The organism is Nonomuraea sp. PA05, assembly GCF_008086045.1.
Taxonomy (GTDB): Bacteria; Actinomycetota; Actinomycetes; order Streptosporangiales; family Streptosporangiaceae; genus Nonomuraea; species Nonomuraea monospora.
In genome coordinates, this window is the sequence record NZ_VSEY01000077.1 from 1 (window position 1) to 25,971 (window position 25,971).

Below are 25,971 nucleotides of genomic sequence, written 5' to 3' on the forward strand. Positions count from 1 at the left end.
AAACGCGATCATCTTGGCTGCCATAAGGCTAGACCTCCCAGATGCAGGGTGGCTTGTCGTGGACCGAGCCGACGCCCGCGACGGCATGGGTCCACATCTCCGTGCGGCAGACCCCATCGTCTCGATCCGGATGTTGGCACTCTGCTGCACAGAGTGCCAACGAACTGTTTAGCACTCTACCCTGCCGAGTGCAAGCGAGCGCCACCACGCCCGGCATTCCCGCCCAGGTCAGTCAGTCGGTGCGGCGAGCCGCCTGACGGCTCGCCGCACGCGAGTCGGCGAAAGAGAGGTGACGGCTCGCGCGGACTGCGTTGCCGCGCGATCCCGCCCGGTGCATACCAGCTTGGACGTTCAGACCGCGCGGACGGACTCCGCCTGCGGCCCCTTCTGGCCCTGCGTGATCTCGAACTCGACACGCTGCCCCTGTTCGAGAGAGCGGTACCCGTCCATCATGATCGCTGAGTAATGGACGAATACATCTTTACCACCGTCTACCGCGATGAAGCCGTAGCCCTTGTCCGCGTTGAACCACTTGACGGTGCCCTGCGCCACTTCCGACTCCTCTTACTGGTCTCCCAGATCTCGCCCATTCCTCCGCGGGACCTGTAATCGTATGACTTAACGGAAAAGCAGCCAGACGATCGCCCTCGACCATACCTGTGGCACGGGGTTTGGCAACAGAGTCAATCCGCAAACCGCCTATTTCTTCGCAGCCCAGGTCGTACAACGTTGAATTGGCCGGGAAAAGGAGAAGGCGCCCACTAGGGGCGCCTTCAAGAGCAGGGGGTCCGGGGGGCTCAGCCGCCCGCGACCGCCGGGATGATGGAGATCTGAGTGCCCTCCGGGGCTGGAGTGTCGAGCCCTTCGGCGAAACGGACGTCCTCTTCCCCAACGTAAACGTTGACGAAACGACGAATCTTGCCCGATTCATCCAGAATTCTCGCGCCGATCCCCGGGTAGTCGGAGTCGAGCTTGGCGAGCACGTCACGAAGAGTCGCGCCTTCGCCACTGACCTCCGCGTTCCCCCCGGTGTACGTGCGCAGAATGGTGGGAATCCGCACAGAAACGCTCATGGTTCTAATCGCCTTTCCTGGTTGTCAGACAGTCGCGCGGAACGCGTCGAGAGAGGGCTTGATCACGGCCGTGGGCTCCACGGACTCGCCGGAGAGCACGTCGAGCGTCTTGAGGCCGTCACCGGTGTTGAGCACCACGGTCTCCGCCTCGGGGTCGAGCCGCCCGCTCTCCACGAGCTTCTTCAGCACGCCGACGGTGACCCCGCCGGCGGTCTCGGCGAAGATGCCCTCCGTCGAGGCCAGCAGCTTCATCGCGGCCACGATCTCGGCGTCCGTGACGTCCTCGACGCCACCTCCGGTGCGCCTGGCGATGTCCAGCACGTACGGCCCGTCGGCGGGGTTGCCGATGGCCAGCGACTTGGCGATGGTGTCGGGCTTGACCGGCTGGACGACGTCGTGCCCGGCCTTGTAGGCCGTGGACACCGGCGAGCAGCCGGCGGCCTGGGCCCCGAAGACCTTGTACGGGGTGTCCTCGACCAGGCCCAGCTTGATCAGCTCCTTGAAGCCCTTGTCGATCTTCGTGAGCTGCGAGCCGGAGGCGATGGGGATGATGATCTGCTCAGGCAGCCGCCAGCCGAGCTGCTCGGCGATCTCGTACGCGAGCGTCTTGGAGCCCTCGGCGTAGTAGGGCCGCAGGTTCACGTTGACGAAGCCCCACTTGTCGCCCATCGGGTCGCCGATGAGCTCCGAGCAGAACCGGTTGACCTCGTCGTAGGTGCCGTCGATGCCGATCAGCCGCCCACCGAACACGCGGGCCATGGCGATCTTGGCCTGCTCCAGGTTGGCCGGGATGAACACGCACGCGTCGAGCCCGGCCCGCGCCGCGGCGGCGGTGACGGCGCCGGCGAGGTTGCCCGTGGAGGAGCAGGAGAGCGTGTGGAAGCCGAAGTTGCGCGCCGCCTCGACGGCCATGGCGACCACCCGGTCCTTGAAGGAGTGGGTGGGGTTGCCCGAGTCGTCCTTCACGTGAAGGGACTTGATGCCGAGGGCGCGGCCCAGATTTCCGGCCTTGACCAATTTCGTCCAGCCGGGGTTCATATTGGGCTTACTGGCCACGTCCGCGGGAACGGGCAGCAGCGAGCGGTAACGCCAGATGTTCGCGGGACCGGATTCGATCTGCGCGCGGGTCACGTCACCGAAGTCGTAGGCCGCCTCCAGCGGCCCGAAACACTCCTGGCACGCGAAGCTGGGGCCCAGCGGGTAGCGGGCGCCGCACTCGCGGCAGGACAGAGCGACGGCAGGACCAAAGTCGAGCGACATGAAGCGAGGCCTTCCCTCATCTTCGCCCACGGCCACCTTGACCGCGAACCGGAATTGGCACCCTGTCCCGGTCGGCCTCGCAGGTCGCGAGTCGGTAGCCGGGAGGGTTGCCGGGGCTTCGCAGGGCCGGTCCCTCCACCCCTCTGGATGAGCAATATGCAGTTGTTGAAAAGGACTCTACCCGCTTAAGTGGCCGAAATTCCCATCCGTCTCAACATGCGAGACAAGCGGTCTCAGCGATAATCCTCGCCGAGCACACCCTGCACGTATTTACGGGCCTGATGGATCCGAGATTTCGCCGTGCCCAGCGGGATGTTGAGCTGCTCGGCCACCTCGTTGTAGTCGAGCTGGACGATGTCGCGCAACACCAGCGCCTGCGCCAGGTCGGGTTTGTCGGCCTCCAGCGCCTCCATCGCGTCGAGCAGGTCGAGCCGCGACCCCGCGATCACACTGACCCGCCGCACGTCCGGCTTCTGCATCGGCAGCTCGTCGGAGGTCTGCTCCGCCGCCCTGCGCTTCAACGACCGGTACGTGGTGCGCGCGCAGTTGGCCGTCACGATGTGCAGCCACGTGCTGAACCTGGCCCGCCCCTCGAAACGGCCGATATTACGCGCCACCGCCAGCAACGTATCTTGCGAGGCCTCCTCCGCGTCCTGGTGATAGGGGAGGATCCGGGCGCAATGCCGCATCACATCCGGCTCAATCCGCGCGAGAAGCTCGCCAAGTGCGCGATGATCTCCCGCAGCAGCGGAGCGGGCGAGTTCCTCGGTTAGCTCATCAAGCGCCATAGCTGGGATCCTATGATCGAAGGGAGCCGAGATGAACAGCGTGCTGCTGGCCTCGAACAGAGGGCCTGTCTCGTTCACCGTCTCCGACGACGGCGAGCTGACGATGAGACGCGGCGGCGGCGGCCTCGTCTCCGGGCTGTCGGGCGTCGCCAAGGACGACGGCGTGCTGTGGGTCTGCGCCGCGCTGTCCGACGGCGACCGCATCGCCGTCCGCCTGGCCACGGGCGGCCGGATCGACCACGCGGGCTACGACACGGGCCCGCTGCGCATGCTCGACATCCCGCCGGCCACCTTCCACCGCGCCTACAACGCCGTCGCCAACTCCACCCTCTGGTTCGTCAACCACCTGCTCTACGACATCCCCAACTCGCCGAACTTCGGCACCAGGTTCGAACGTGAGTGGGAGTCCTACCGCGACTACAACGGCGCGTTCGCGCTCGCGCTGGCCGAGGAGGCCGGGCACGGCGCCCGCGTGATGGTGCAGGACTACCATCTGACCCTGACCCCCGCCATGCTCCGCGCCGAACGGCCCGACCTGCGCATCGCGCACTTCAGCCACACCCCGTGGGCGCCGCCTGAGTACTTCTCCCTGCTGCCCGACGATGTGGCGGGAGAGGTCCTGGAGGGCATTCTGGGGGCCGATCACGCCGGGTTCCTCACCGACAGGTGGGCGCAGGCGTTCATGGACTGCTGCGAGCGGCTCCTGGGCGCGGAGGCCGACCGGGTGGGGCGCAGCGTCACCTACGAGGGCAGGACGACCCGCATCGGCGTGCACAGCCTCGGCGTCGACGGCGAGGCCCTGTGGCGGCGGGCCTGCGAGCCCGACGTCGAGTCGCACATGACCGCGCTGCGCGAACAGGTCGGCGACCGCAAGCTGATCGTCCGCATCGACCGCACCGAGCTGTCCAAGAACATCGTGCGCGGCCTGATCGCCTACCGCGAGTTCCTCGCCGCCCACCCCGAATGGCACGGCCGCGTCGTCCACCTCGCCTTCGCCTATCCCAGCCGCCACGACCTGCCCGAGTACCGCGAGTACACCGCCTCCGTGCAGCGCTGCGCCCGGCAGATCGAGGACGAGTACGCCACCGAGGACTGGGACCCGCTCATCCTCAACGTCAACGACGACTACCCGCGTTCGCTGGCCGCGTACCGGATGGCCGACGTGCTGCTGGTCAACCCCATCCGCGACGGCATGAACCTGGTCGCCAAGGAGGGCCCGATCCTGTCGCCCCGGTGCGCTCTCGTGCTCTCCCGCGAGGCCGGCGCCGCCGCCGAGCTGGGCGCGCACGCCCTCGTCGTCAACCCCTACGACATCAGCGGCACCGCCGCCGCCCTGCACGACGCGCTCGTCATGCCGGAGGACGAACGCCGCACCCGCCGCGACAAGCTGCACGCCGCCGCCACCGCCCTGCCGCCGCAGAAGTGGCTCGCGACCCAGCTCGAAGCCCTCACCTAACATGAGAGGGCAAGGTCGTTCCGATCACCGGGAGGCTGCCGGGTGACCACGGCCCCATCGACCGTCCGTCTGGTCAGAGACCGCCCCACCTGGCTCATCTACCTGCAACTCAGCACCTTCGCCACCTTCGTGTACGGCCTGAGCGCCGCCCTGCCGCTGCTGCGCGCCGACCAGGGCACCTCCGCCACCGTCGCGGGCCTGCACGGCACCGCCATGGCCGCCGGGACGATCACGGCCGGGCTCCTGCTCCCCCTGCTCACCCGCAGGTACGGGCGGCGAGTGACGAGCTGGATCGGCGTGGCGGGGATGAACGCCGGGATGCTCACCGTCTTCGCCGCCGGCTCCCTGCCGCTGACCCTGCTGGGGTACGGCGTGGCCGGGGGCTTCGGGTCGGTCATGCTCTACACCGCCATGGCGGCGCTCTCCGACCACCACGGGGCCGCCGGGGCCGCGGCGCTGAGCGAGGCGAACGCGGTGGCGGTGGTGGCGGGGATCGTGATGACGTTCGGGCTCAGTGTGGTGGGGCAGAGCGTGCTGGGGTGGCGGGCCGCGTTGTTGTTCACGCCGGTGCTGAGCGTGTTGCTGGCGGTGGCGATGGGACGCGTGTGGCCACGTCCCCGGGAACCCAGGAGCCCCGCCGTCATGAAGCCCTCAGGTCCGGTGAGCGGGGTGGGGTGGCGGTTCCATCTGGCCGGTCTGGTGCTGTTCTGCTGCGTCGCGCTGGAGTTCACGTTCAACCTGTGGGCCGCCGACCTTCTCGCCACCAGCACGGGCCTGTCCACGGCCGCGGCCGCCACCGGGCTGACGGCGTTCGTGGCGGGTCTGGCGGCGGGCCGGTTCGCGGGGGCGCACCTGGCGCTGCGCTTACCGCCGGCGCCGCTGTTCGCGGGCGCTCTGGGCCTGACGCTCGCGGGATGGCTGGTGTTCTGGCTGAGCGGCCAGCCGGTGCTGTCCTACGCCGGGCTGGTGATCTGCGGGCTGGGCGCGGCCCTGCACTTCCCGCTCGCGCTGGCCGCGCTGATCGCCGGCTCGGGCGACCGCGCCGACCTGGCGGCGGCGGCCTCGCCCATCTGGGCGGGCGCCGCGATGGCGGCCGGGCCGCTGGCGCTCGGCGCGCTGGCCGACGGCTTCGGCACCCGGACCGCGTTCCTGATGGTGCCCGCGCTCATCGGCCTCGCGATCGCGGGCGTGCTCGTGGCCGGCCGCCGCGCATGAGTCGAGACGTCGCGCATGAGTCGAGACGTCGCGCATGAGCCGAGACGTCGCCCGTGGCGGCTACGCCCAGTCGGCGTGCTTGAGCGTGTCGGCCAGCCCCGGCGTGTTCCACTGGTCCACCACCAGCAGCTTCGTCTTCGGCAGGTACCACTCGCGCTGCGTGAACCGCGTGTACACCTTGGTGCCGGAGTAGGAGACGCACTTGGCCTGCCACGCGTTGTAGGCCGCCTTGTGCCCGGGCCCGACCTGCCGCAGCCCCCGGCTGACCTTGGGCCCGATCACCTCGCCCCACTTGTCGTTGAACGGGCAGGGCTGCACGTCACTGGCCGTGTAGAAGGGCCGCTTGCCGGTGTACGGCCCGAAGCCCTCCGCACCGATCTTGATGTACTTCGGCCCGAGGAGGTAGAACGAGTCGCACTCCGGCGTGCTCCATCCCCGGGCCTTGCCGCACTTGCCGGTGACCACCTGGACGGCGTCGGCGCCGAACCGGTGCACCACCCACTTGATCGGGACGTACAGCGTCATGCCCCTGAACGTGAGCTTCTGAGCGGGAGCGGCGCCGGCGGGCAGCGAGGAGGACAGGAGGGTGGCCGCGGCCACGCCACTGGCGGCCACGACGGCGAGGAAACGCTTGTGCATGCCGCCGACCCTAGGGATCACGACTTGCAGACCAGTCACCAACGACTGAAAGCGGCTCTCACGTACGGGTGAAGGCGGAGGCCAGCTCGGCGAGCAGCGCCACCACTCCCTCGGGCCCGTCCACCACGATGTCGGCCCGCTCCGCGAGCGCGGTGACCTCGGTGGAGCCGCTGCACACGGTCACGCCGGGCAGCCCGGAGTCGCGTACGGCGTCGAACGCGGCGAGATCGCCGAGATCGTCCCCGACGAACATGACGGACCTCGCCGCCCGCTCCGCCAGGAACAGGCTCAGCGCGTGCCCCTTGTCCATGCCGGACGGACGCAGCTCCAGCACCAGGCGGCCGGGCTCCAGCACCAGGCGGTGCTTGGCGGCCAGCTCGGCCAGCGGCTCGCGCAGCTTGTCCAGCGCGCCCTCGGGGTCGGGGCTGCGCCTGGTGTGGACGGCCACGGCCCGGCCCTTGTCCTCAATGGCCACGCCGCTCAGGCCGAGCGAGTCGAGCAGCAGCGGCAGCTCGGCCTCGGCACTCGGCACTCCCGGCGGGGGCGGGGGCGCGGAGATCCGCCCGCCCTCCCAGCGTTCGAAACCGTAGTGCCCGAGCACGACCAGCCCCGGCACGTCGGCCAGGCCCGGTCCGAGCTCCAGTGCGGTGGCCGCGGGCCTCCCGGTCACGATGGCCACCGCGAGGACGTGCGCGCCCAGGTCGGCGAGTACCTCGGGCGCTTTCGGGTGGATCACGGCCTTGGCGGGGTCGGGCACGATCGGCGACAGGGTGCCGTCGAAGTCGAGCCCGATCACGGCGCCTGCCGGATCACTGAGAATCGCTTCCATTCCAGGGATGTTCTTCACGCGCCTGCCGTACCCAGCGGGTCAGGGGCGCATGCCAAGCCTTCTGGCCGCGCGGTCGCGCTGCCGCGTGGACCGTAACCTGCGCAGCCTCTTGACCAGCATGGGGTCGTGCTCAAGGGCTTCCGGCCGGTCGATCAGGACGCCGAGCAACTGGTAGTAGCGGGTGGCGGAGATCCCGAAGGTCTCCTTGATGGCATGCTCCTTCGCGCCCGCGTAGCGCCACCATTGGCGCTCGAAGGCGAGGAGCTCGAGTTCGCGGTCCGAGAGTGGTTGGCGGGACGGTTCCTGGGCAGCATTGTCACCGCTGAGCGGTGCTCCCATGGTGTCCTCCTCGAAAGGGGCGGGTGACGATCGCGTCGCCCGCACGCGGCCCGTGGCCATCGTAATGTGCGGAGTGCGGCTGTTCATGGCGGATCGGGAGACGTACAGTCACGAAATGTGACCCCAGTCATCACGCTCCTCACCGACTACGGGCTTGAGGATGGTTATGTGGCGGCCTGTCATGGTGTGATCGCCGGGATCGCCCCCGAGGCGCGGGTGATCGACGTGTGCCACCTGATCCCCTCCGGTGACGTACGGCGCGGCGCGGCGGTTCTCGCCCAGACCATCCCCTACCTCCCCCAGGGCATCCACATCGGCGCGGTCGATCCGAGCGCGGGCGGTGCCAGGCGCGCGGTGGCCGTCGAGGCGGGCGGCCGGGTGTTCATCGGCCCGGACAACGGGCTGCTGTCGTGGGCCGTGCACGCCAGCGGCGGCGCGCGGGCGGCGTACGAGATCAGCAACGCCGATCACTTCCTGCACCCTGTCTCGCCGACCTTTCACGGGCGCGACGTGTTCTCGCCGGTCGCGGGGCGGCTGTGCGGGGGGCTGTTACCTGCCGAGCTGGGGCCCGAGGTGCCGCTGGCCAGGCTGGTCTCGCTGCCCGAGCCTACCTCGCTGCTGCGCGAGGGCTCGGTGGAGGGCGAGGTCGTCTCGGTCGATCGCTACGGCAACACGCAGTTGTCGATCGCGGCGGGCGACCTCCAGGCGCTGGGCGTGCGGGTGGGCGACACGCTGGGGGTGTGGCTGGGGCGGCGGCAGCTCGCGCTGCCCTACAGGGAGACGTACGCGGCGGTGCCGCCCGGCGAGCTGGTGGCGTTCGCGGACTCGGCGGGGCTGATCGCGATCGCGGTCAACTCCGGGGACGCGGCCCAGCGGCTGGGGCTCCCACCGGGGGCACATGTACGACTTTCACCCTCACCGTAGGCGGAAAGCCTCAGATCCGTAATTACTCCGCGTATCGGTCTGTTTACCGAACCGTCGGATTGACCGCGCACTCCCATGTCAGAATGCATGGGCAGATCGGAGGTCCCTCCCCTTCCGTTCGAGGTCGCCGTGTACCACCACCTGTCCGTTGTGCTGCTGTCCGTCATCTCCGTGGTCTGGCCCACCCCGGCTCCGCCCGTCGCCGAACGCTGGCACGCGTGGCCCGTCGCCCGGGTCTTCCCCAGCGCGGTGCCCGGCTCCAGCCCCTCGGGGGCCCGGGTCACGTACGTGCTGACCGGGGTCGCCCCCGAGGCGCCCTGCGGGGCCGCCTTCCAGCCCGCCGCCGTACGGCCCGGCTGCCGCACCGCCTTACGCGCCACCTACGCCGACAGCACCCAGACCTTCGTCGTCACCGTCGGCATCGCCGTGCTCGACGCTCCCTCCCCTGGCCGCGACGGCTCGGGGCGGCCCGCCACCGTGCGGCCCGCCGCCTTCCCCGGTGGGCCCGCCGCGCGGTTCGGTGATCGGCAGTACTTCACCGGGGTGGTCGTGGGGTCCGGGGAGCGGTACCTGGTGGGGACGGCCGCGGGGTATGCGGACGGGCGGGCGTACCAGCCGGGGGATCGCGTGGTGGCGCGGCTGCGCGACGCGGCGCGGCAGCTCGCGACGGCGCTGCACGAGGCGCTGATCCGATGAGACGCGACGCCGGACCCGCGCAGGGGAGCGCTGAGCCGCCGAGACGTGGTCACGGGCCGCTGCGGGCGGGCGACGGCTCGGGCGGGAACACCAGACGGGCGCGGAGGCGGGTGCCGCCCGTCCTGCTCGCCGGGCTGGTGATCGGGGCGGTGGGGCTGACGAGCGGTGTCGCCGGGTCCGTCTCTTGGGCGGCCGACGGGGACGAGGGCGCGCGGGCCGACGAGGTGGCGGAGGCGGCGCGGGCCGGGCAGTGGCAGCTCGGCGCGCTGCGGCTGCCGGAGGCGTGGCGGTCGAGCAAGGGTGCGGGCGTGGTGGTGGCCGTGCTCGACACCGGCGTTAACGGCCGCCACCCCGACCTGCGCGGCGCCGTCATACAGGGCCCCGACCTGACGGCCGCCACCACGACAGTCGCGGGCACGACAGGGGCGGGGGCGGGCGCGGGCGCGTGGGGGCCGCATGGGACCGCCATGGCGAGCCTGATCGCCGGCCGCGGCCACGGCGACGCCCGCAGGGGCGGCGTCCTGGGCGTGGCGCCCGCCGCCGAGGTCCTGTCGGTCAGGGTGACCCTGGAGAACGGCGACCCCAGACGCGAGAAGCAGCGCGCGGGCTGGCGCGACGCGCTGGCCGAGGGCATCAGGTACGCCGCCGACCACGGCGCCGACGTGATCAGCATGTCGCTGGGCGGCGGCAGCGGCGCCTGGGAGGGCTCGGCCGCGGAGGAGGAGGCGGTCCAGTACGCGGTCGCCAAGGGCGCCGTGCTGGTGGCATCCTCGGGCAACGACGGCGAGCAGGGCAACAGGAAGAACTTCCCCGCCGCCTACCCCGGCGTGATCGCGGTGGGCGCGGTGGACCGCCGGCTGAAGGTGGCGCCCTTCTCCAACAAGCAGGACTACGTGTCGGTGGTGGCCCCCGGCACGGAGATCGTCACGGCCGACGGCGCCGGCTCGTACGTGGTGGGCGACGGCACGAGCTCGGCCGCCGCCATGGTGGCGGGCATCGCGGCGCTGATCAGGTCGGCGCATCCGGGCCTGTCGCCGTACCACGTCAGGATGGCCATCGAGCTGGGCACCAGGCGGCGGCCCGCCGACGGTTACAGCCCCGCCTACGGCCACGGCGTGGCCAACGCGCTGCTCGCGCTGCGGGAGGCGGGCAGGCTGGAGGCGGGCAGGCTTACCGTGCCACCGGGGGGCCCGCCGAGGCCGGGGCCGTACTTCGGCGCGGGGCCCGCGCCCGGTTCCAGGATGCCGGTGGTGGCGGGCATGCTGCTGCTGGCGATGGTGATGTCGGCGCGGGTGATGCTGCGCCAGGCCGGACGTGCGAAGGACCGCGCCTAGAAACCATTCAACCTAGCAAGCGCTTGTGTGATACTCCGGTCATGACCTACGCCATCGACGGCTGGTTCGCCATCTCCCCCGAGGACGGTGTCCACCTCCTCGGCACCAGATGCATCGCCTGCGGCACGATCTGCTTCCCGCCCCGGCGCGGCTCGTGCCCCAATCCGCGCTGCGCGGGCACGGACATGGAGGTGCTGCCCCTGCCGAGGCGCGGCCGCGTCTGGTCGTACACCAACGCCTGCTACCCCCCGCCCGCGCCGTTCGCGGCGGCGACCCCCTACGTGCCGGTCACGCTGGCGGCGGTGGAGCTGGACGAGGTGGGCATCGTGGTGCTCGGCCAGGTCAAGGGCATGACGGTGGACCAGCTCCAGGTCGGCATGGAGCTGGAGCTGACATCGGGCCCGCTGACCGACGGGCCGCTGGTGTGGATGTGGGGGCGGGCGTCGTGAGCGCGGTGGCGGTGCTGGGGACGGGCATGCACCCGTGGGGCAAGTGGGGGCGTCCCTTCCTGGAGTACGGCGTGGCGGCGGCCCGCGAGGCCCTGCGGGACGCCGGCCTGGAGTGGACCGACGTGCAGTACGTCGTCGGAGCCGACACGATCAGGAACGGCTACCCGGGCTTCGTCTCCGGCGCCTCCTATGCCAGGGAGCTGGGCTGGTCGGGCGCCAGGGTCGCCTCCTGCTACGCGGCCTGCGCGTCGGGGGCGCAGGCGCTGGACATCGCGCGCACCCGGATCCTGGCGGGCCTGTGCGACGTGGCGCTCGTGGTCGGGGCCGACGCGACCCCCAAGGGCTTCTTCAAGCCGGTGGGCGGCGACCGTCCCGACGACCCTGACTGGCTGCGCTTCCGCCTCCTGGGCGCCACGAACCCCGCCTACTTCGCCCTGTACGCCCGCCGCCGCATGGCCCTGTACGGCTCGACGCCGGCCGACTTCGCCGCCGTGAAGGTCAAGAACGCGCTGGCCGGCTCGCTCAACCCGCTGGCCCGCTACCGCAAGCCGGTGACAGCCGAGGAGGTGCTGGCCTCGCCGATGGTGGCCGACCCGCTGCACCTCATGGACATCTGCGCCACCTCGGACGGCGGCGCGGCGGTGGTGCTGGCCTCGCAGGAGTTCGCCCGCCGCCGGGGCACCGGCTTCGTCCGCCTGGCCGCCGTCTCGACGGTCACCCCCGTCTTCCCGAACACGGTGCTGGAGTTGCCGGACTTCGCCACGGACTCCACCGCGGCCGTGCCCGCGCCTGAGAGGCCCTTCAGAGCGGCGATCGCGCACGCGGCATACGAAGAGGCAGGGGCGGGCCCGGAAGACCTCTCCTTGGCGGAGGTGTACGACTTGTCCACGGCGCTGGAGCTGGACTGGATGGAGGACATCGGCCTGTGCCCGCCGGGAGAGGCGGACAAGCTCCTGCGCGACGGCCGGACGGCTCTGGGCGGCAGCCTCCCGGTGAACCCGTCGGGCGGCCTGGCGTCGTTCGGCGAGGCGATCCCCGCCCAGGCGCTCGCCCAGCTCTGCGAGCTGGCGGACCAGCTCAGAGGCCGCGCGGGCGCCCGCCAGACGGCGGACGCCCGCGTCGGTCTCGCCGCCAACCAAGGCCTGTTCGGCCACGGATCGGCGATCATCGCGATGCTCTAGGCGGCTAGCCCACGTGCACCACGTCGTGCGTCTCGGCGAAGTGGCAGGCGCTCTCGTGCGCCGTGCCGGGCCGGATCTGCAGGAGCGGCTCCTCCTCGGCGCAGATCTCCTGAGCCTTCCAGCACCGCGTACGGAAGCGGCACCCGCTGGGCGGGTTCGCCGGAGAGGGCGGGTCACCCTGGAGGATGATCCGCTCACGCTGCTCCCGCCCCTCGGGGTCGGGCACCGGCACCGCCGACAGCAGCGCCTGCGTGTACGGATGCGCAGGACGGTCGTAGATCTCCGTGTCCTTGCCCAGCTCCACGAACTTGCCGAGGTACATCACGCCGACGCGGTCGGAGATGTGGCGCACCACCGACAGGTCGTGGGCGATGAAGATGTAGGCCAGGTTGAACTCGTTCTGCAACCGCTCCAGCAGGTTGATCACCTGCGCCTGGATCGACACGTCGAGCGCGGAGACCGGCTCGTCACAGACGATGATCTCCGGCTGGAGCGCCAGCCCGCGGGCGATGCCGATGCGCTGCCGCTGGCCGCCGGAGAACTGGTGCGGGTAGCGGTTGATGTGGTCGGGGTTGAGCCCGACCACTTCGAGCAGCTCCTGCACCTTCTTGCGCCGGTCGCCCTTGGGCGCGACCTCGGTGTGGATCTCGTACGGCTCGCCGATGATGTCGCCGACGGTCATCCGGGGGTTCAGCGAGGTGTACGGGTCCTGCATCACCATCTGGATGTTGCGGCGCATGCGCTTGAGCTCGCCGCCCCTGGCCTTGGCGATGTCCCGGCCACCGATCTTCACCGAGCCGGAGGTGGGCCGTTCGAGCGCCATCAGCACCTTGGCGAGCGTGGACTTGCCACAGCCCGACTCGCCCACGATGCCCAGCGTCTCGCCCCTGTTCAGGTCGAACGAGACGCCGTCCACGGCCTTGATCGCGCCGATCTGCTTCCTGAAGAGGATCCCCTGGGTCAGCGGGAAGTGCTTGACCAGGTCGCGTACTTCCAGGATGCGCTCACTGCTGGTCGCCATCGAGGACCTCCCTCCAGTAGTGGCAGGCGCTGCCGCGCGTGCCGCTGATCTCGTAGAGCGGGGGGACGTCGGTCACGCAGTTGTCCTGACGGAACGGGCAGCGGGGATGGAACGCGCACCCCGTCGGCAGGTCCAGCAGGTTCGGCGGCAGCCCCTTGATCGCGTACAGGTCCTGGCCCTTGAGGTCGACCCTGGGGATCGAGTCCAGCAGGCCCTTCGTGTACGGGTGCGCGGGCGCCTTGTAGATGTCGTACACGGGGGCCTTCTCGACGATGCGCCCCGCGTACATGACCGCGATCTTGTCGGCCACGTCGGCCACGACGCCGAGGTCGTGGGTGATGAGGATCAGGCCCATCTGGCTCTCGCGCTGCAGCTCGGCCAGCAGTTCCATGATCTGCGCCTGGACGGTCACGTCCAGCGCCGTGGTCGGCTCGTCCGCGATCAGCACCTCGGGGTCCAGCGCGATCGACATGGCGATCATGATGCGCTGGCGCATGCCCCCGGAGAACTGGTGCGGGTAGTCGTGCACGCGCTGCCTGGCGGCCGGGATGCGGACCCGGTCCATCAGCTCGACGGCCTTCTTCATGGAGTCGGACTTCGACATGCCCCGGTGGACCCGGAACATCTCGCTGATCTGCCAGCCCACGGTGAAGACCGGGTTGAGCGCGGACAGCGCGTCCTGGAAGATCATCGCGATCCGCTGGCCGCGCACCTGCGTGCGCGCCTCCTCCGACAGCTTGAGCAGGTCGGTGCCCCTGAAGCGGATCTCCCCCTTGGGGATGACCGCCGGAGGCATGTCCAGAATGCCCATGATGGCCTGAGCCGTCACGGACTTGCCGGAACCCGACTCGCCCAGCACCGCGAGCGTCTCGCCGGGACCGACCGTGTAGCTCACGCCGTTCACCGCGCGGACGATCCCGGCCCGCGTGCGGAACTCCACATGCAGGTCGTCGACCTCTAGCAGTGGCCCGTCGCCCAGCCCTCCCTCGGCGGACAACAGGTCCGTGGACGTCTTCTTCACAAAGGTCCCCTTCTACCTGAGCTTCGGGTCGAGCGCGTCGCGCACGGCGTCGCCCATCATGATGAACGCGAGCACGGTGATGCTCAGGAACACCGCGGGGAACACCAGCGGCAGCGGCGCCTCCAGGAACCTGTCACGCGCGTCGGCGATCATCAGGCCCCAGGAGATGTCCGGCGACTGCACGCCGACACCCAGGAACGACAGCGCGGCCTCGGCCGCGATGAAGGTGCCCAGGTTGATCGTGGCCACGACGATGACCGGGGCCAGCGAGTTCGGCAGCAGGTGCCGGAACATGATCCGGCCCGCTCCCGCGCCCAGGGCTCTGGCCGCCACCACGAAGTCCTGGTTCTTCGCGGTGATCACCGCCGCTCGCATGATGCGGAACACCATCGGCCAGCCGAGCACCGTCAAGGCCACGATGACCAGGAAGATGCTGTTGGCCTTGCCGCGGAACGTGGCCGCGATCAGCAGCGCGCCGAGGATCGAGGGAATGGCGAAGAAGATCTCCGTGACGCGCGAGGCGAGCGTGTCGGTCATGCCGCCGCGGAAGCCCGCGACGATGCCGAGCAGGCCGCCGATGAGCGTGGTCATCAGCGTGGTGAACACGCCGATCACGATGGAGTTGCGAGCTCCGTAGATCGTCCTGGCGAAGACGTCACAGCCCAGGTTGTCGCGCCCGAACGGGTGGCCGGCGCTGGGGCCCTGCCGCGCCGTGGACAGGTCACAGGTCCTGGCGTTGTACGGGTCGATCGAGGTGAACAGCTGCGGCCAGATGGACATCACCAGCAGGATCACGATGATGATCACCGAGATGATGAACATCGGGCGGCGCCTGAGGTCGTACCAGGCGTCGGTCCACAGACTCGCGGGCTTGCCGCCCTTGGTCTTCTTGCCCTCGCGCTCGGGCGCCGGGGCGGCGGGCACCGTGTCCGGGACCAGCGTCTGCGTCTCCGGGAGTCCCGGCCCGACCGGCGGGGTTGGGTTACTCATAGCGGATCCTCGGGTCGAGCACGGCGTACAACAGGTCGACGACCAGGTTGGCCACGATGTAGATCAGCACCAGGATGGTGATGATGCCCACGACCACCGGCTGTTCTCGCAGGTGCACCGAGTTGAAGAGCTGGTTCCCGATGCCCTGGAGGTTGAAGATCGTCTCGGTGATCACCGCTCCGCCCATCAGGTTACCGAGGTCGGCGCCCAGATAGGTGATGAGCGGGATCAGCGCGTTGCGCAGGCCGTGCCTGCCGATGACGCGCCGTCTGGACAGGCCCTTCGCCGTCGCCGTACGGATGTAGTCGGCCCTGAGCGTCTCCACCAGGCTGGTCCTGGTGAGCCGGGTCAGGTACGCGACCGACACTCCGGCGAGCACGAAGCCGGGCAGCAGGTAGCTGCGCCAGCCCGCGAACGTGCCCGCGACGGGGAAGATGTCCAGCCCGGTCCACAGCTTGAGCTGCACGCCCAGGACGAGTTGCAGCACGAAGCCGGTCACGAGGGTCGGGATCGAGATCAGCAGCAGCGTCGAGGCGAGGATGAAGGTGTCGGTGGCCTTGCCGCGGCGCAGCGCCGCCCACAGGCCGAGGCCGATGCCGAGCACGGCCTCGATCACCAGCGCGGTCAGCGCCAGGTTCAGCGTGACCTGAAACTTGCCGGCCAGCATCTCGGACACCGGCACCTGGGCGAAGTTCACGCCGAGGTCGCCGCGGAAGAGCACGCCGCTGATGTAGTACCAGTACTGCAGCAGCAGCGGATCGTTGAGGTGGTACTGCTCGCGCAGGACTTCGGCCACGGCCGCGTCCGGGCGCTTGTCTCCGAACAGGGCCGCCACGGGGTCGCCGGGCAGCGCGAAGACGATGCAGAAGATGAGTAGCGTGGCGCCGATCAGGACGGGTATCGCCTGAATCAGTCGCCTGATGACATATCGGCCCATTTTCAAGCCCTCCGGTACACACTTGGAGGCAGTCACTCGGAATCCGTGATTTACCCGGCCCTAGTGACTGCCTCCAAGCTCAGTCCTCCGACGGGCGGACGGCAAGTACCGTCCGCCAGACGAATGACGTCAGGCCTTCTCGACGTCCGCCCAGTTGATCTGGTTGAGCAGGTTGAGCTTGACGTTCTTGACCTTGGTGGAGTGCCCGAAGTTGCTGCGGTAGAAGTACACCGGGATGTACGGGAGCTCCTTCAGCAGGATGTCGTCGGCCTGCTGGTAGAACTTCTGGCCCTCGGCCGCGTCGGTGGCCTGGTCACCCTTGGCCACCAGATCGTCGAACTCCTTGTTGGAGTACCCGCCGTAGTTCGAACCAGTGCCGATGGCGCCGGTGCCGAAGATCGGCGTCAGGTAGTTCTCGGCCGCCGGGTAGTCGATGGACCAGCCCATGCGGAACAGGCCCTTGTACTCCTTGGCGTCCAGGGCGTCCAGGATGCCCTGGAACTTCTCGAACGGCTTGGGCGCGACCTCGATGCCGAGGTTGGCACGGAGGTTGTTGGCGACGGCCTCGATCCACTCCTTGTGACCACCGTCGGCGTTGTAGCCGAGCTCGATGCTCTTGGGACCGCCGGCGCTCTCGTACAGCTTCTTGGCCTCGGCCGGGTTGTACGTGCACGCCGTGCAGGCACCCTGGCGGTAGCCGGGGATGGCCGGGTTGATGAAGTCGTCGGCCGGGGAGCGGGTGCCCGAGAAGACCGTGTCGGAGATCGTCTTCCTGTCGATGGCCATCGAGATGGCCTTGCGGACGTCGACGTTCTCGAACTCCTTGTTGTACTTCAGCGGGATGCCGATGTAGCCGATGGAGGCGTCGGGCTCGTCGAAGTACCGGTCGCCGAGCACCTGCTTGGCGGTCGAGATGGCCGTGGCGGGCAGCGAGTCGTGGATGTCCAGGTTCTCGGCCTGGAGGTCGTTCCACGCGGTCTCGGAGCTCGTGTAGACCTTGAACTGCAGCTTGGTCCAGCCGGTCGGCTTCTTGCCGGGGAACTTGTCGTACACCGACAGCTCGATGGTCGGGTCGGTGCCCTTCTTGTACGGCTTGTCCAGCTTGAACATGCCCTGGCCGATCGGCTTCTCACCGTAGGCCGGAGCGAGCTTGCCGTCGGAGCCGATCGCCGAGGCGGGCATCGGGTAGAACGCGGTGTACCCCAGCATCGTCTTGAACTGGGAGAACGGCGCGGTGAGCGTGACCTCCAGCGTCGTGTCGTCCACGACCTTGAGGCCCTTCATCTCCTTGGCCGTCGGCGTCTTGCCCTCACCCGGGTGCACGTCGGTGTAGCCGTCGACGCGCCCGAAGAAGTAGGACGAGCTCATGGCGTTGTCCTGGAGAGCGGCGAAGTTCCACGCGCGAGCGTAGTCCTCGGCCTTCACCGGAGTGCCGTCGTGCCAGGTGTACGACTTCAGCTTGATCGTCCAGACCTTGCTGTCCGTCGTGGTGATGGACTCGGCGGCCTCCTCGACCGGCTGCTTGTTCTCGTCGTACTTCACGAGCGGCGAGAACACCGCGGCGAGCACCTCGGCGCCTTCAGTCTCCGTGGTGTCCTGCGGATACAGCATCTTCTGGGGCTCACCGACCTCCATGCGGACCGGCGTTTCACCGCCTGCGGCAGTGCCACCGTTGTCCGAGGCACCGCCGCCACACGCGGCAACCGCGAGGGCGAGCAGCGCGGTACCGGCGACGATCCGTGCGCCCTTAGTAACACGCATGGTGAAAGAAATCCTCCCTCTACAGGTGGGCGCCTAGCGCTGAGCTGCGGTGATCTTGAGCAGCCTGACGGGGAGTTCCTGGTATCCCCCCGGATTTGGCTGACATGGTCAAACCAGCCGACGCCCTGCCAGTCGATCGCGACTATCCCTCACTACTTGCCACCAGCGAGTCTCTGGCGCGTTGCAGTTCGGTCACACGTGTGCCAATCCAGCGTCACAGACATTTGACCCCACGCGGAGCAAACAGTACAAATCCACCTCTACGGGTTCAGCCTGGACGTGAACAGTCGATGAAAAATACCCCCTACACGACACTGCTCGCGCCTCCGCCACCACGCCCCGGCCCGCTGGGCTACGGTTGAGCAGGTCTTGACGACGCCTTGGAACCCAGGCGTCAGAAGACTCCGTCCAACAGTCTGTCCAACTGTCTGCCGTCAACTCGTACGACAGGCACCCCACCGACCGGGATCCAATAGAGTCCTTGCCATGAGCCAGCCGGAATCCGCTGTCGCGGACGCCCAGGCGGGCGGCCGAAGCGGGCAGGAGCCGCTGGCCAAGCTCGCCAAGAGATACGGGCTTCGCCGTGCCATCGCGCGGCCGAGGTTCTCCGTCTACCTGCGCCTGCTGTGGCAGCGCCGCCACTTCATCCTGACGTACGCGACCTCGCGCAACACCACGAAGTACTCCAGCTCCGCGCTCGGGCAGCTCTGGCAGGTGCTGACCCCGCTGCTCAACGCCGGCATCTACTTCGTGATGTTCGGCATCATCCTGGGCGGCGGCAAGGATGTCCAGAACTACCCGGCGTTCCTGCTGACCGGGATGTTCATCTTCACCTTCACCCAGCGCACGGTCACCGCGGGCGCGAAGTCGATCTCCGGCAACCTGTCGATGATCAGGGCCCTGCACTTCCCCAGGGCCTCGCTCCCGCTGGCGTACACGATCCAGGAGCTGCAGCAACTGGCCATCTCCATGGGCGTGCTGCTGGTCCTCGTGGTGGTCACGGGCGAATGGCCCACCTGGTACTGGCTCATGATCCCGGTGGTGCTGCTCCTGCAGACGCTGTTCAACATCGGGGCCGGCCTGGTGATGGCCAGGCTGGGCGCCCAGATGCGCGACCTCAACCAGTTGCTGCCGTTCATCACCCGCACCTGGCTCTACGCCTCCGGCGTCTTCTTCGTGATCCAGGCCAAGGTCGTGGGGTCCGCGGGGCTGCCGCAGTGGGTGGCCGACCTGATGTACCTCAACCCGGCGGCTTCCTACATCGAGTGGATGCGCGAGATTCTCATCCCGAGCTACAACACCACCCATGGCCACCACCCGCCGACGATGGTGTTGGTGTCATGCGTATTCTGGGCGGTGTTCGCACTCGGCTTCGGCTTCTGGTACTTCTGGCGGTCCGAGGAGAGGTACGGGCGTGGCTGAACTGACCAAGGAGCTGTCACAGGTGAAGGGCGACAAGCCCGCCGACCCCGGCAAGGATGTGAGAGTGCATCCCAACCCGGAGCCCCCGGGCAAGCGGCCCCTCGACGTACCCACAGGCACTCCCACCGTCATCGTCGACGATCTGCACATCGTCTACCGCGTCTACGGGGCCGCCTCCGACGCCGAGAAGGGCAACGCGGTCAACGCCCTCACGCGCATACTCAAGCGCCAGGGCAGGCCGCAGATGAAGGAGGTGCACGCCGTCAAGGGCGTGACCTTCGTGGCCTACCACGGCGACGCCATCGGCATCGTGGGGCGCAACGGCTCCGGCAAGTCCACTCTGCTGCGCGCCATCGCGGGCCTGCTGCCCCCGCACAAGGGCGCCGTCTACACCGACGGGCAGCCCTCGCTGCTGGGCGTCAACGCGGCCCTGATGCGCGAGCTGACCGGTGAGCGCAACATCGTCCTCGGCTGCTACGCCATGGGCATGACGCCCGCCGAGGTCAAGGAGAAGTACCAGGAGATCGTCGACTTCTCCGGCATCGACGAGTTCGTGCAGCTCCCGATGTCCACCTACTCCTCCGGCATGGGCGCCCGCCTGCGCTTCGCCATCTCCTCGGCCAAGACCCACGACGTCCTGCTCATCGACGAGGCACTGGCGACGGGCGACCGGGAGTTCCGCAAGAAGAGCGAGGAGCGCATCCGCCAGATCCGCGAGTCGGCCGGCACGGTGTTCCTCGTGGCGCACGATCTGCGGGTGATCGAGCAGACGTGCAACCGGGTGATCTGGCTGCACAAGGGCAAGATCAAAATGGATGGCGACCCGAAGGAAGTCATCGCCGCCTACAATAAGGGCTGACTTATACTTTACGCGCTGCCGCGGTTCGCCACCCTGCGCACTTCGGCTGACGGCCCTCCAGGAAACGGCCTCTGACCCTTCAGTGGCGGGCCGCCGTTACGCGAGCCCATGTGGGCCGAGTTCCGTGGTTATTCGATCTTGTGTGCGAAACAGCTGCGACCGAAGGGGCCAACGACTGACAGCGCGCCAGCTGTTCCGATAGGATTCGAACGTCGATTCGAACCAGGGAACGGTGATGGAGTGGGGGCGCGCGATGGGAGAGCTTGCGGCCGCGATTGACCACCTGGCCGTCGAGGATGTGACCGAGATTCCGCGTATGCAGCTCGCCGAGCAGCTTCTCGAACTGCACTGGCAGATGGCGAGATTGCAGGCCCAGATCGCTCGCCGTACAGGCGTTCGCCTGCCCTGAGGCCCGTTGGCATGAAAAAGCCACCGACCCCGGGGTGGGGCCGGTGGCGGGGTGGGCGGGGTGCCGCTGCCCTGCAGTGGCGGCGCCTCGCGTACCCCGGGGCTAGGGCGCGTCCGCCCGGGCCCGGCGTGAGCCCGCCCGTTCACGGCGGCGGGCTCTCAACCTACGCGCGTCAGTGCCCCGGGCGCCCGGCACCTTGAGGGCGCCCGGATGGCCTGCCGCGTCAGTGCGACGGCGTCCCGATCGAGACCTCCGGCCACCGGCCGAGTGATGCTCGGATCTCCGGTGAGGAGGGCCCGGGTCAGGGGATCCCCAGACCTCACGTGGAACGACGGGCCCTTGTGGGGAACCCCGTAGCTCCGGGCGGACCGAGCCCGTTGGAGGGCGGCGCCCGGTCGGGGGAATGCCGTCAGGGGACTGCTGGGGCGAGCGAGCGAGCCGCCCAGTCACCGCCAGGGCCGGTGCCCGGGTGTCGGCACCTGTGACACCCGCGAACCGTCCTGCCGGTTCCTCGGCCGGCCGCGCTCGTCAGCGCCTCCATCACGGTCCAGTCGCGAACCTGAGGGTCGCGCCCAGGGGCCGCGCCCGTCCATCAGCCCGGATTGTCGCGTTCCAGGTCACCGGCCCAGATCTCGCGCCTAGCCGCGAAACAGGGAGAGTGCCCGGCCACGAAAACCCAGGTGTGTCCGGCCGCGTTTCTAGGAGTGCCTGGTCGCGAGCCCAGAAAGGCGACTAGTCGCGGACCGCGGAGCCCCGCACCGAGCTCGTCAGCGCGTCGGTGGTCCAGCCGAGGGCGGTGATCAGGTCGCTGTAGGCGCCGGCGGTCTGCACGCCGCGCGCCTCGACGAAGGCGGATGTGTCCTGCACGAGCGGGGCGAGCTCGTCCATGGCGGCGGCCTGGGAGGTGGCGGGCAGCGCCTCGACGACCGGAGCCATCTCGGCGGGCGTCACCTGCCCGATCGCGGGGGCGAGCTGGCGGCCCGCGCTGTGCGGCAGGGCCAGCCAGGTCGCCTGGGTGACGCCGCCCAGCAGGGCGTCGGCGGAGAAGGAGCCGAGGCCCGAGGAGCCGCTCGCCATCGACTTGGCCGTGGCGCCGCTGCCCGAGACGGGCAGCAGGTTGGCGCCGCTCAGCGTGCCGACGGTGCGCTCGACGGACGAGCCGACCGTGCCGGCCACGCCGCCGCCCAGGACGTCGCCCTGGCTCGTGGCCGTGCTCTGACCCTGCTTGCCGCCCTTGACCGAGGGCGTGGCCATGCGCGAGGCGCCCAGCAGGGGCAGGGACTCGGTCAGGCCGCCCCCGCCGAGCGGGACGCTGCTGATGCTGCTGAGGATGGGCGACAGCTCGGGTATCGGGCCGCCGCTGGCGGTGACGTCCTCGGCCGCGTTGGCCGTGGTGCCGGTCTCCGCCTGGTTCTCGCTGGCCATGTCGCGCTCGAGCTCCGACATCTGGCCGCCCTGCTGGGCGCCGGACTTGGCGGTGCCGCCGAGCGCGCCGAGCAGGCCCCCGCCACCGCCGATCAGGCTGCTCAGCAGCCCACCGAGGGGGTCGGCGCCGGCAATGGTGCCTCCGCCCAGGCCGTCGACAGGCGCGTGCTTGGCGGACTCGTATTGAACTTCGGCTTGCGCTGGCACGGCCATGGCCGCCGCCGCCAAACCGAATGCTGTGACGGCCAGCGCCGTCTTGACTACTCGATTCATGATTGCCTTCCCGGCTCGTGATCGATCGCTCTCGAATGCGGTGGAAATGCGAATCGATAACCCCCGTATGCCGTTGCGGACGCGCTATGGGCACCACACGAAGCGTGTCGCCACGGCTGAGCTACGCAAGCAGTTCTATCACTCGGCTTGATCGACCGCAGGCGCATGAATGCCCATGTAGCAGGGGTTTGCAGCTCGGTTACCGAGTAAAGGGGGAGTGTTGAGCGGAGAGACAAAACGGGAAATACAAGGGTCTTGTTTCCAATATTGCGCGCGTCTCGCGCAAGAACACAAGAGGCCCCGACGGCCCGTGAACAAAGGGTCGCGAAAACAAATGTTCACGGGCCGGGGGCCACATTTACCGGTCGCGGTGGACGCGCGCGGCCGGGGTCAGACGGTCAGCAGGGCGTCCGCCGTCTCGAACGGGAAACGGTCGGCGAAGGCGGGACGCAGGTCCGTCAGCCAGACGGCGGACGGGTCGTAGCGCGCGAAGAACGGCCGCCCCACCAGCGATGGGTCGCGGGCCTGGATGAAGTGGAGCAGGAACACCTGTTCCCCGGCGACTTCCATGACGCCGTCCACGCAGACCTTGCCCGGCGTGGCCGACATGGAGGGCCCGCGCACCGTGCGGCAGAGCCCGGAGACGGCCGAGTAGGCGTCCCTGAAGATCTCGTACGCGCGCGCCAGCGGGACCGCGAAGTAGTCCTGTGGCCCGGTGTCGCGCTCCACGAACATGTAATAGGGAATCAGCCCCATCCGGAGCTGGCGCCGCCACATGCCCGACCACACGGCCGGGTCGTCGTTGATGGATCTGATCAGCGGCGCCTGGGTCCTGATCGTGGCCCCGCTGCCGAGAATGCGCTTGACGGCCGATTCGACCAGTGGCGACTCCAGCTCGCGCGGGTGTGAGAAGTGCGCCATGAAGGCGAGGTTCTTGCCCGACTCGACCACCCGCTCGAACAGGCGGAGCGTGTCGTCGGCGTCGGGGTCGGTGGTGAAGCGCTGCGGCCAGTAGGCCAGCGCCTTGGTGCCGATCCTGATGGATTCGAGCTGTTCGAGCTCCAGCAGCGGCTCGATGTAGCGGCTGATCACCGGCTCGCCCATGATCATGGCGTCGCCGCCGGTGATCAGCACGCTGGTGACCTCGGGATGCCGGCGAATGTAGCCGACCATCTGCTCGATGTCGTCGGAGGCGAACTTGAGGTCGGCGTCGCCGACGAACTGCGCCCAGCGGAAGCAGTAGGTGCAGTAGGCGTGACAGGTCTGCCCCTGTTTAGGGAAGATCAGCACTGTTTCCGCATATTTATGCTGCATCCCCGGAACGGGCTCGTCGCCGATCTTCGGGACGTTGAGCTCCTTCTGCCCCGCCGGATGCGGGTTGAGCTGTGCGCGTACGCGGTTCGCCTCGGCCTGGATCTCGGCGTTCGGCGCCTCCGCCTTCAGCAGGTCGGCCAGCCTGGCCACGTCCGCCGCGGGCAGCATGTCCTCCTGCGGGAAGACGAGCCGGTATATGGGGTCGTCGGGCGCGGCCGACCAATCTATGAGTTCATCCACGACGTAGGCGTTCGTCCGGAAAGGCAGCACCGTGGCGACGGCGCGCACCTTCAGGCGCTCGTCGTCCCCCAGCCCCGCACGCTGCAGGAGCTGGTCGAGGTGCTTGGACGTGTACGCCCTGAAGCGTCGCGTGCCTGCCTGGTTCAAGATCACTAGGCCGTTCCCATCTTTTTTGTTCGATCGGGTGTAAACCTCACGACCCCGTCGCGCGTCTACGGTTCTTAATACCCGGACGCGGCCACCCGCGTTCGCGGTTCCGCTGGGCTCCAAGTTTTCCTTGAGGTTTGTGGACACTCGCGACATATCGCGTCAGGGCGTAGACTGACATATCGTGACTCACGATCCGGACCTGCGCGCCTCAGACGCCGACCGCGACCGCGTGGCCGCCGCGCTTTCCGAGGCGCTCGCCACGGGAAGACTCACCACCGTCGAGCACGCCGACCGCCTCGACCTCGCCTACACGGCCAGGACCGTCGGCGACCTCGTCCCCCTCACCCGCGACCTGCCCGAGGTGTCCGCGTCCGACGCGCCCGCCGCGATCGAACGGCAGGTCATCAGCTCCAAGTTCAGCAAGGTCGTGCGCAAGGGGCGCTGGGTCGCCTCGCGGCACACCACGCTGTCGGCCCGCTTCGGAGCCCTGATCATCGACCTGTCGGACGCCGTGCTGCCGGGCCGCGAGATCACCGTCGAGACCAGCGCGCGCTTCAGCAAGGTGATCGTGCGGGTGCCCGAGAACGCCCACGTCATCGACGAGGGCAGCGCCCTGTTCGGCAAGCGCCAGGTGACGGCCGGGTCCTCCGGCGACGGCCCGCTCATCAGGCTGACCGGAGCGTCCAAGTTCTCCAAGGTGATCGTCACCCGGGGCAAGGACGACTGGAACCTGCACTAGCGCTCCCACCTGCGCGAGGTGACCAGGACTGGAACGGCCGTGTGCGGGAACCAAGAGGTCCTGCCCGCCGGTTAACCTGACACCTGCCTCGCCTGATGCGGACATACCGAGCCCGCGTACCGGCCAAGCCGTGGCGGCGGGCTCTGATGCCGTACGAGGTGAGCATTGTCCGAGGGCCTGCCAGTCGCGCTCGACGCCATGGGCGGCGACCACGCGCCGCACGAGATCGTGGCCGGAGCGGTGCACGCGGTGCGCGAGCGCGGCCTGCCCGTGGTGCTCGTCGGCTCCCCGCGCGTGCTCTACGAGGCGCTCGCCGACCACGACGCCACCAAGGAGATCTCCATCGTCCGCGCGGAAGAGGCGCTGGAGATGGACGAGGGCGCGCTGGCCAGCCTGCGCCGGCCCCGCTCCAGCATCGCGATCGCCTGCCACCTGGTCCGCCGCGGCGACGCCTGCGCCGTCGTCTCCGCGGGATCGACAGCGGGCATCGTCACCACCGGCAGGCTGCGGCTCAAGGGCCAGCAGGGCGTGCTCCGGCCGGCCATCGCCGTCGACCTGCCCACGCTGCCCGCCCCCGCCGTGCTCCTCGACGCGGGCGCGAACGCCGAGGTCAAGCCGGAGATGCTGGTGCAGTTCGCGCACCTCGGCGCCACGTACGCCGAGCTCGCCCACGGCATCAAGGACCCCAAGGTCGGCCTGCTCACCATCGGCAGCGAGGCCGAGAAGGGCGACAAACTGGTCAGGCGCGCGCACGAGCTGCTGCAGGGCTCCCCCGGCATCCACTTCACCGGCAACGTCGAGGGCCACGACCTGCTGACCGGCAAGGTCGATGTGATCACCACCGACGGGTTCACGGGCAACGTGGCGCTCAAGACCATGGAGGGCGCCGTCCGCTACGCCTTCGCCGAGCTGCGGGAGGCGATCAGCGAGAGCAGGCTGGCCCGCCTCGGCGCCGCCATGCAGCGCTCCCGCCTGCGCGAGCTGCGGCAGCGCCTCGACTCCGAGGCGCACGGCGGCGCCGTGCTGCTCGGGCTCAACGGAACCGTCGTCATCGCCCACGGCGCCTCCAGGGCCCAGGGCATCAGCGCCGCCTGCCGCCTCGCCGCCGACCTGTCGGCCGCCGGCGTGGTGAACGCGATCGGCGAGCGGATGGCCGTGCCGAGCCGCTCCCACAGGCTGTGGAAATCCAGCCGCGGCGCAGACGCCGTCGAGTGACGACCCAAGTCG

The 25,971-nt window shown here is 69.1% G+C and carries 26 protein-coding genes and 1 riboswitch; of the genes, 12 read left to right on the forward strand and 14 right to left on the reverse strand.

What is annotated here, in order from left to right; genetic code table 11:
* Positions 1-351: 351 nt before the first annotated feature.
* The 4 genes from FXF51_RS58025 to FXF51_RS58040 all read right to left on the reverse strand — a co-directional run bounded on the left by FXF51_RS58025 (position 352) and on the right by FXF51_RS58040 (position 3,121).
* Positions 352-552, reverse strand: a complete 201-nt coding sequence (locus FXF51_RS58025) for a cold-shock protein (protein WP_068927743.1) — start codon at positions 550-552, stop codon at positions 352-354.
* Positions 553-797: 245 nt separating this feature from the next.
* On the reverse strand, positions 798-1,073 hold the full coding sequence (locus tag FXF51_RS58030; protein WP_043633550.1) for a MoaD/ThiS family protein: 276 nt from the start codon (positions 1,071-1,073) through the stop codon (positions 798-800).
* 24 nt (positions 1,074-1,097) lie between these two features.
* A complete protein-coding gene (thrC, locus tag FXF51_RS58035; RefSeq protein WP_148443442.1) occupies positions 1,098-2,333 on the reverse strand; it encodes a threonine synthase in 1,236 nt (411 codons plus the stop codon).
* A gap of 13 nt (positions 2,334-2,346) precedes the next feature.
* A riboswitch (SAM riboswitch) is annotated at positions 2,347-2,487 on the reverse strand.
* Between the two features lie 79 nt (positions 2,488-2,566).
* Positions 2,567-3,121, reverse strand: a complete 555-nt coding sequence (locus tag FXF51_RS58040) for an RNA polymerase sigma factor (RefSeq protein WP_080044716.1) — start codon at positions 3,119-3,121, stop codon at positions 2,567-2,569.
* A 31-nt stretch (positions 3,122-3,152) separates the two neighbouring features.
* Here FXF51_RS58040 and FXF51_RS58045 point away from each other — a divergent pair, with 31 nt between their 5' ends.
* Positions 3,153-4,577, forward strand: coding sequence for a trehalose-6-phosphate synthase (locus FXF51_RS58045; protein ID WP_148443443.1), 1,425 nt, complete (start codon positions 3,153-3,155; stop codon positions 4,575-4,577).
* Between the two features lie 42 nt (positions 4,578-4,619).
* The gene (locus FXF51_RS58050) at positions 4,620-5,792 is read left to right on the forward strand and encodes an MFS transporter (RefSeq protein ID WP_148443444.1); all 1,173 of its coding nucleotides are present in this window, start codon (positions 4,620-4,622) and stop codon (positions 5,790-5,792) included.
* 60 nt (positions 5,793-5,852) lie between these two features.
* Here the strand turns inward: FXF51_RS58050 and FXF51_RS58055 are convergent, their stop codons facing one another.
* From FXF51_RS58055 to FXF51_RS58065, 3 genes are read right to left on the reverse strand one after another with little or no spacing between them, the layout of a single operon-like run.
* Positions 5,853-6,431, reverse strand: a complete 579-nt coding sequence (locus FXF51_RS58055) for a hypothetical protein (RefSeq protein ID WP_148443445.1) — start codon at positions 6,429-6,431, stop codon at positions 5,853-5,855.
* 58 nt (positions 6,432-6,489) lie between these two features.
* Entirely contained in the window at positions 6,490-7,260 is a 771-nt protein-coding gene (gene otsB, locus FXF51_RS58060; RefSeq protein ID WP_148443446.1) for a trehalose-phosphatase, read from the reverse strand.
* A gap of 39 nt (positions 7,261-7,299) precedes the next feature.
* Positions 7,300-7,599, reverse strand: a complete 300-nt coding sequence (locus tag FXF51_RS58065; RefSeq protein ID WP_148443447.1) for a DUF3263 domain-containing protein — start codon at positions 7,597-7,599, stop codon at positions 7,300-7,302.
* A gap of 117 nt (positions 7,600-7,716) precedes the next feature.
* Between FXF51_RS58065 and FXF51_RS58070 the strand changes: the two genes are divergently transcribed.
* The 5 genes from FXF51_RS58070 (at position 7,717) to FXF51_RS58090 (ending at position 12,183) form a co-directional block, all read left to right on the forward strand.
* Positions 7,717-8,523, forward strand: coding sequence for an S-adenosyl-l-methionine hydroxide adenosyltransferase family protein (locus FXF51_RS58070; RefSeq protein WP_148443448.1), 807 nt, complete (start codon positions 7,717-7,719; stop codon positions 8,521-8,523).
* A gap of 87 nt (positions 8,524-8,610) precedes the next feature.
* The gene (locus FXF51_RS58075) at positions 8,611-9,219 is read left to right on the forward strand and encodes a hypothetical protein (RefSeq protein WP_148443449.1); all 609 of its coding nucleotides are present in this window, start codon (positions 8,611-8,613) and stop codon (positions 9,217-9,219) included.
* The gene (locus tag FXF51_RS58080; protein WP_148443450.1) at positions 9,216-10,553 is read left to right on the forward strand and encodes a S8 family serine peptidase; all 1,338 of its coding nucleotides are present in this window, start codon (positions 9,216-9,218) and stop codon (positions 10,551-10,553) included. Before FXF51_RS58075 ends, FXF51_RS58080 begins: the two co-directional genes overlap by 4 nt.
* A 41-nt stretch (positions 10,554-10,594) precedes the next feature.
* On the forward strand, positions 10,595-11,002 hold the full coding sequence (locus tag FXF51_RS58085) for a Zn-ribbon domain-containing OB-fold protein (RefSeq protein ID WP_148443451.1): 408 nt from the start codon (positions 10,595-10,597) through the stop codon (positions 11,000-11,002).
* Between the two features lie 26 nt (positions 11,003-11,028).
* On the forward strand, positions 11,029-12,183 hold the full coding sequence (locus FXF51_RS58090; RefSeq protein WP_411268443.1) for a lipid-transfer protein: 1,155 nt from the start codon (positions 11,029-11,031) through the stop codon (positions 12,181-12,183).
* A gap of 4 nt (positions 12,184-12,187) precedes the next feature.
* Here FXF51_RS58090 and FXF51_RS58095 read toward each other — a convergent pair whose 3' ends face one another.
* The 5 genes from FXF51_RS58095 to FXF51_RS58115 form a co-directional block, all read right to left on the reverse strand.
* Positions 12,188-13,204, reverse strand: coding sequence for an ABC transporter ATP-binding protein (locus tag FXF51_RS58095; RefSeq protein WP_148443453.1), 1,017 nt, complete (start codon positions 13,202-13,204; stop codon positions 12,188-12,190).
* Complete coding sequence (locus tag FXF51_RS58100; protein ID WP_148443454.1) at positions 13,188-14,225, reverse strand: ABC transporter ATP-binding protein; 1,038 nt, start codon at positions 14,223-14,225, stop codon at positions 13,188-13,190. Before FXF51_RS58100 ends, FXF51_RS58095 begins: the two co-directional genes overlap by 17 nt.
* A gap of 12 nt (positions 14,226-14,237) precedes the next feature.
* Positions 14,238-15,215 carry an ABC transporter permease gene (locus FXF51_RS58105; protein ID WP_148443455.1) on the reverse strand — a complete coding sequence of 326 codons (978 nt, stop codon included), beginning with the start codon at positions 15,213-15,215 and terminating at the stop codon, positions 14,238-14,240.
* Positions 15,208-16,152, reverse strand: a complete 945-nt coding sequence (locus tag FXF51_RS58110; protein ID WP_148443456.1) for an ABC transporter permease — start codon at positions 16,150-16,152, stop codon at positions 15,208-15,210. Before FXF51_RS58110 ends, FXF51_RS58105 begins: the two co-directional genes overlap by 8 nt.
* Before the next feature lie 129 nt (positions 16,153-16,281).
* A complete protein-coding gene (locus FXF51_RS58115) occupies positions 16,282-17,787 on the reverse strand; it encodes an ABC transporter substrate-binding protein (RefSeq protein ID WP_262380604.1) in 1,506 nt (501 codons plus the stop codon).
* A 612-nt stretch (positions 17,788-18,399) separates the two neighbouring features.
* Between FXF51_RS58115 and FXF51_RS58120 the strand changes: the two genes are divergently transcribed.
* The 3 genes from FXF51_RS58120 (at position 18,400) to FXF51_RS61635 (ending at position 20,603) form a co-directional block, all read left to right on the forward strand.
* Positions 18,400-19,335 (forward strand): ABC transporter permease, encoded by a 936-nt coding sequence (locus FXF51_RS58120; protein WP_148443458.1) that lies wholly within the window; start codon positions 18,400-18,402, stop codon positions 19,333-19,335.
* Positions 19,328-20,194: an ABC transporter ATP-binding protein gene (locus FXF51_RS58125; RefSeq protein WP_185100376.1), complete on the forward strand. Its 867-nt coding sequence runs from the start codon at positions 19,328-19,330 to the stop codon at positions 20,192-20,194. The genes FXF51_RS58120 and FXF51_RS58125 overlap by 8 nt, the downstream gene beginning before the upstream one ends.
* Before the next feature lie 235 nt (positions 20,195-20,429).
* Positions 20,430-20,603: a hypothetical protein gene (locus FXF51_RS61635; protein ID WP_187415166.1), complete on the forward strand. Its 174-nt coding sequence runs from the start codon at positions 20,430-20,432 to the stop codon at positions 20,601-20,603.
* Between the two features lie 732 nt (positions 20,604-21,335).
* Here FXF51_RS61635 and FXF51_RS58130 read toward each other — a convergent pair.
* Positions 21,336-22,301 carry a hypothetical protein gene (locus FXF51_RS58130; protein WP_148443459.1) on the reverse strand — a complete coding sequence of 322 codons (966 nt, stop codon included), beginning with the start codon at positions 22,299-22,301 and terminating at the stop codon, positions 21,336-21,338.
* 390 nt (positions 22,302-22,691) lie between these two features.
* A complete protein-coding gene (locus FXF51_RS58135) occupies positions 22,692-24,008 on the reverse strand; it encodes a KamA family radical SAM protein (protein WP_148443460.1) in 1,317 nt (438 codons plus the stop codon).
* 178 nt (positions 24,009-24,186) lie between these two features.
* On the opposite strand from FXF51_RS58135, the gene FXF51_RS58140 reads away from it, so the two are divergent.
* Positions 24,187-24,744, forward strand: a complete 558-nt coding sequence (locus FXF51_RS58140; protein ID WP_262380606.1) for a DUF1707 domain-containing protein — start codon at positions 24,187-24,189, stop codon at positions 24,742-24,744.
* Positions 24,745-24,909: 165 nt separating this feature from the next.
* On the forward strand, positions 24,910-25,959 hold the full coding sequence (gene plsX / locus FXF51_RS58145) for a phosphate acyltransferase PlsX (protein ID WP_262380607.1): 1,050 nt from the start codon (positions 24,910-24,912) through the stop codon (positions 25,957-25,959).
* Positions 25,960-25,971: the final 12 nt, after the last annotated feature.

Coding starts and splice junctions, on each gene's coding strand:
- FXF51_RS58030 (WP_043633550.1), bottom strand. CDS start 1,073: ATGAGCGTTTCTGTGCGGATTCCCACCATTCTGCGCACGTACACCGGG.
- thrC (WP_148443442.1), bottom strand. CDS start 2,333: ATGTCGCTCGACTTTGGTCCTGCCGTCGCTCTGTCCTGCCGCGAGTGC.
- FXF51_RS58040 (WP_080044716.1), bottom strand. CDS start 3,121: ATGGCGCTTGATGAGCTAACCGAGGAACTCGCCCGCTCCGCTGCTGCG.
- FXF51_RS58045 (WP_148443443.1), top strand. CDS start 3,153: ATGAACAGCGTGCTGCTGGCCTCGAACAGAGGGCCTGTCTCGTTCACC.
- FXF51_RS58055 (WP_148443445.1), bottom strand. CDS start 6,431: ATGCACAAGCGTTTCCTCGCCGTCGTGGCCGCCAGTGGCGTGGCCGCG.
- otsB (WP_148443446.1), bottom strand. CDS start 7,260: ATGGAAGCGATTCTCAGTGATCCGGCAGGCGCCGTGATCGGGCTCGAC.
- FXF51_RS58065 (WP_148443447.1), bottom strand. CDS start 7,599: ATGGGAGCACCGCTCAGCGGTGACAATGCTGCCCAGGAACCGTCCCGC.
- FXF51_RS58075 (WP_148443449.1), top strand. CDS start 8,611: ATGGGCAGATCGGAGGTCCCTCCCCTTCCGTTCGAGGTCGCCGTGTAC.
- FXF51_RS58080 (WP_148443450.1), top strand. CDS start 9,216: ATGAGACGCGACGCCGGACCCGCGCAGGGGAGCGCTGAGCCGCCGAGA.
- FXF51_RS58085 (WP_148443451.1), top strand. CDS start 10,595: ATGACCTACGCCATCGACGGCTGGTTCGCCATCTCCCCCGAGGACGGT.
- FXF51_RS58090 (WP_411268443.1), top strand. CDS start 11,029: ATGCACCCGTGGGGCAAGTGGGGGCGTCCCTTCCTGGAGTACGGCGTG.
- FXF51_RS58095 (WP_148443453.1), bottom strand. CDS start 13,204: ATGGCGACCAGCAGTGAGCGCATCCTGGAAGTACGCGACCTGGTCAAG.
- FXF51_RS58105 (WP_148443455.1), bottom strand. CDS start 15,215: ATGAGTAACCCAACCCCGCCGGTCGGGCCGGGACTCCCGGAGACGCAG.
- FXF51_RS58110 (WP_148443456.1), bottom strand. CDS start 16,152: ATGGGCCGATATGTCATCAGGCGACTGATTCAGGCGATACCCGTCCTG.
- FXF51_RS58115 (WP_262380604.1), bottom strand. CDS start 17,787: ATGGAGGTCGGTGAGCCCCAGAAGATGCTGTATCCGCAGGACACCACG.
- FXF51_RS58120 (WP_148443458.1), top strand. CDS start 18,400: ATGAGCCAGCCGGAATCCGCTGTCGCGGACGCCCAGGCGGGCGGCCGA.
- FXF51_RS61635 (WP_187415166.1), top strand. CDS start 20,430: ATGGAGTGGGGGCGCGCGATGGGAGAGCTTGCGGCCGCGATTGACCAC.
- FXF51_RS58130 (WP_148443459.1), bottom strand. CDS start 22,301: ATGAATCGAGTAGTCAAGACGGCGCTGGCCGTCACAGCATTCGGTTTG.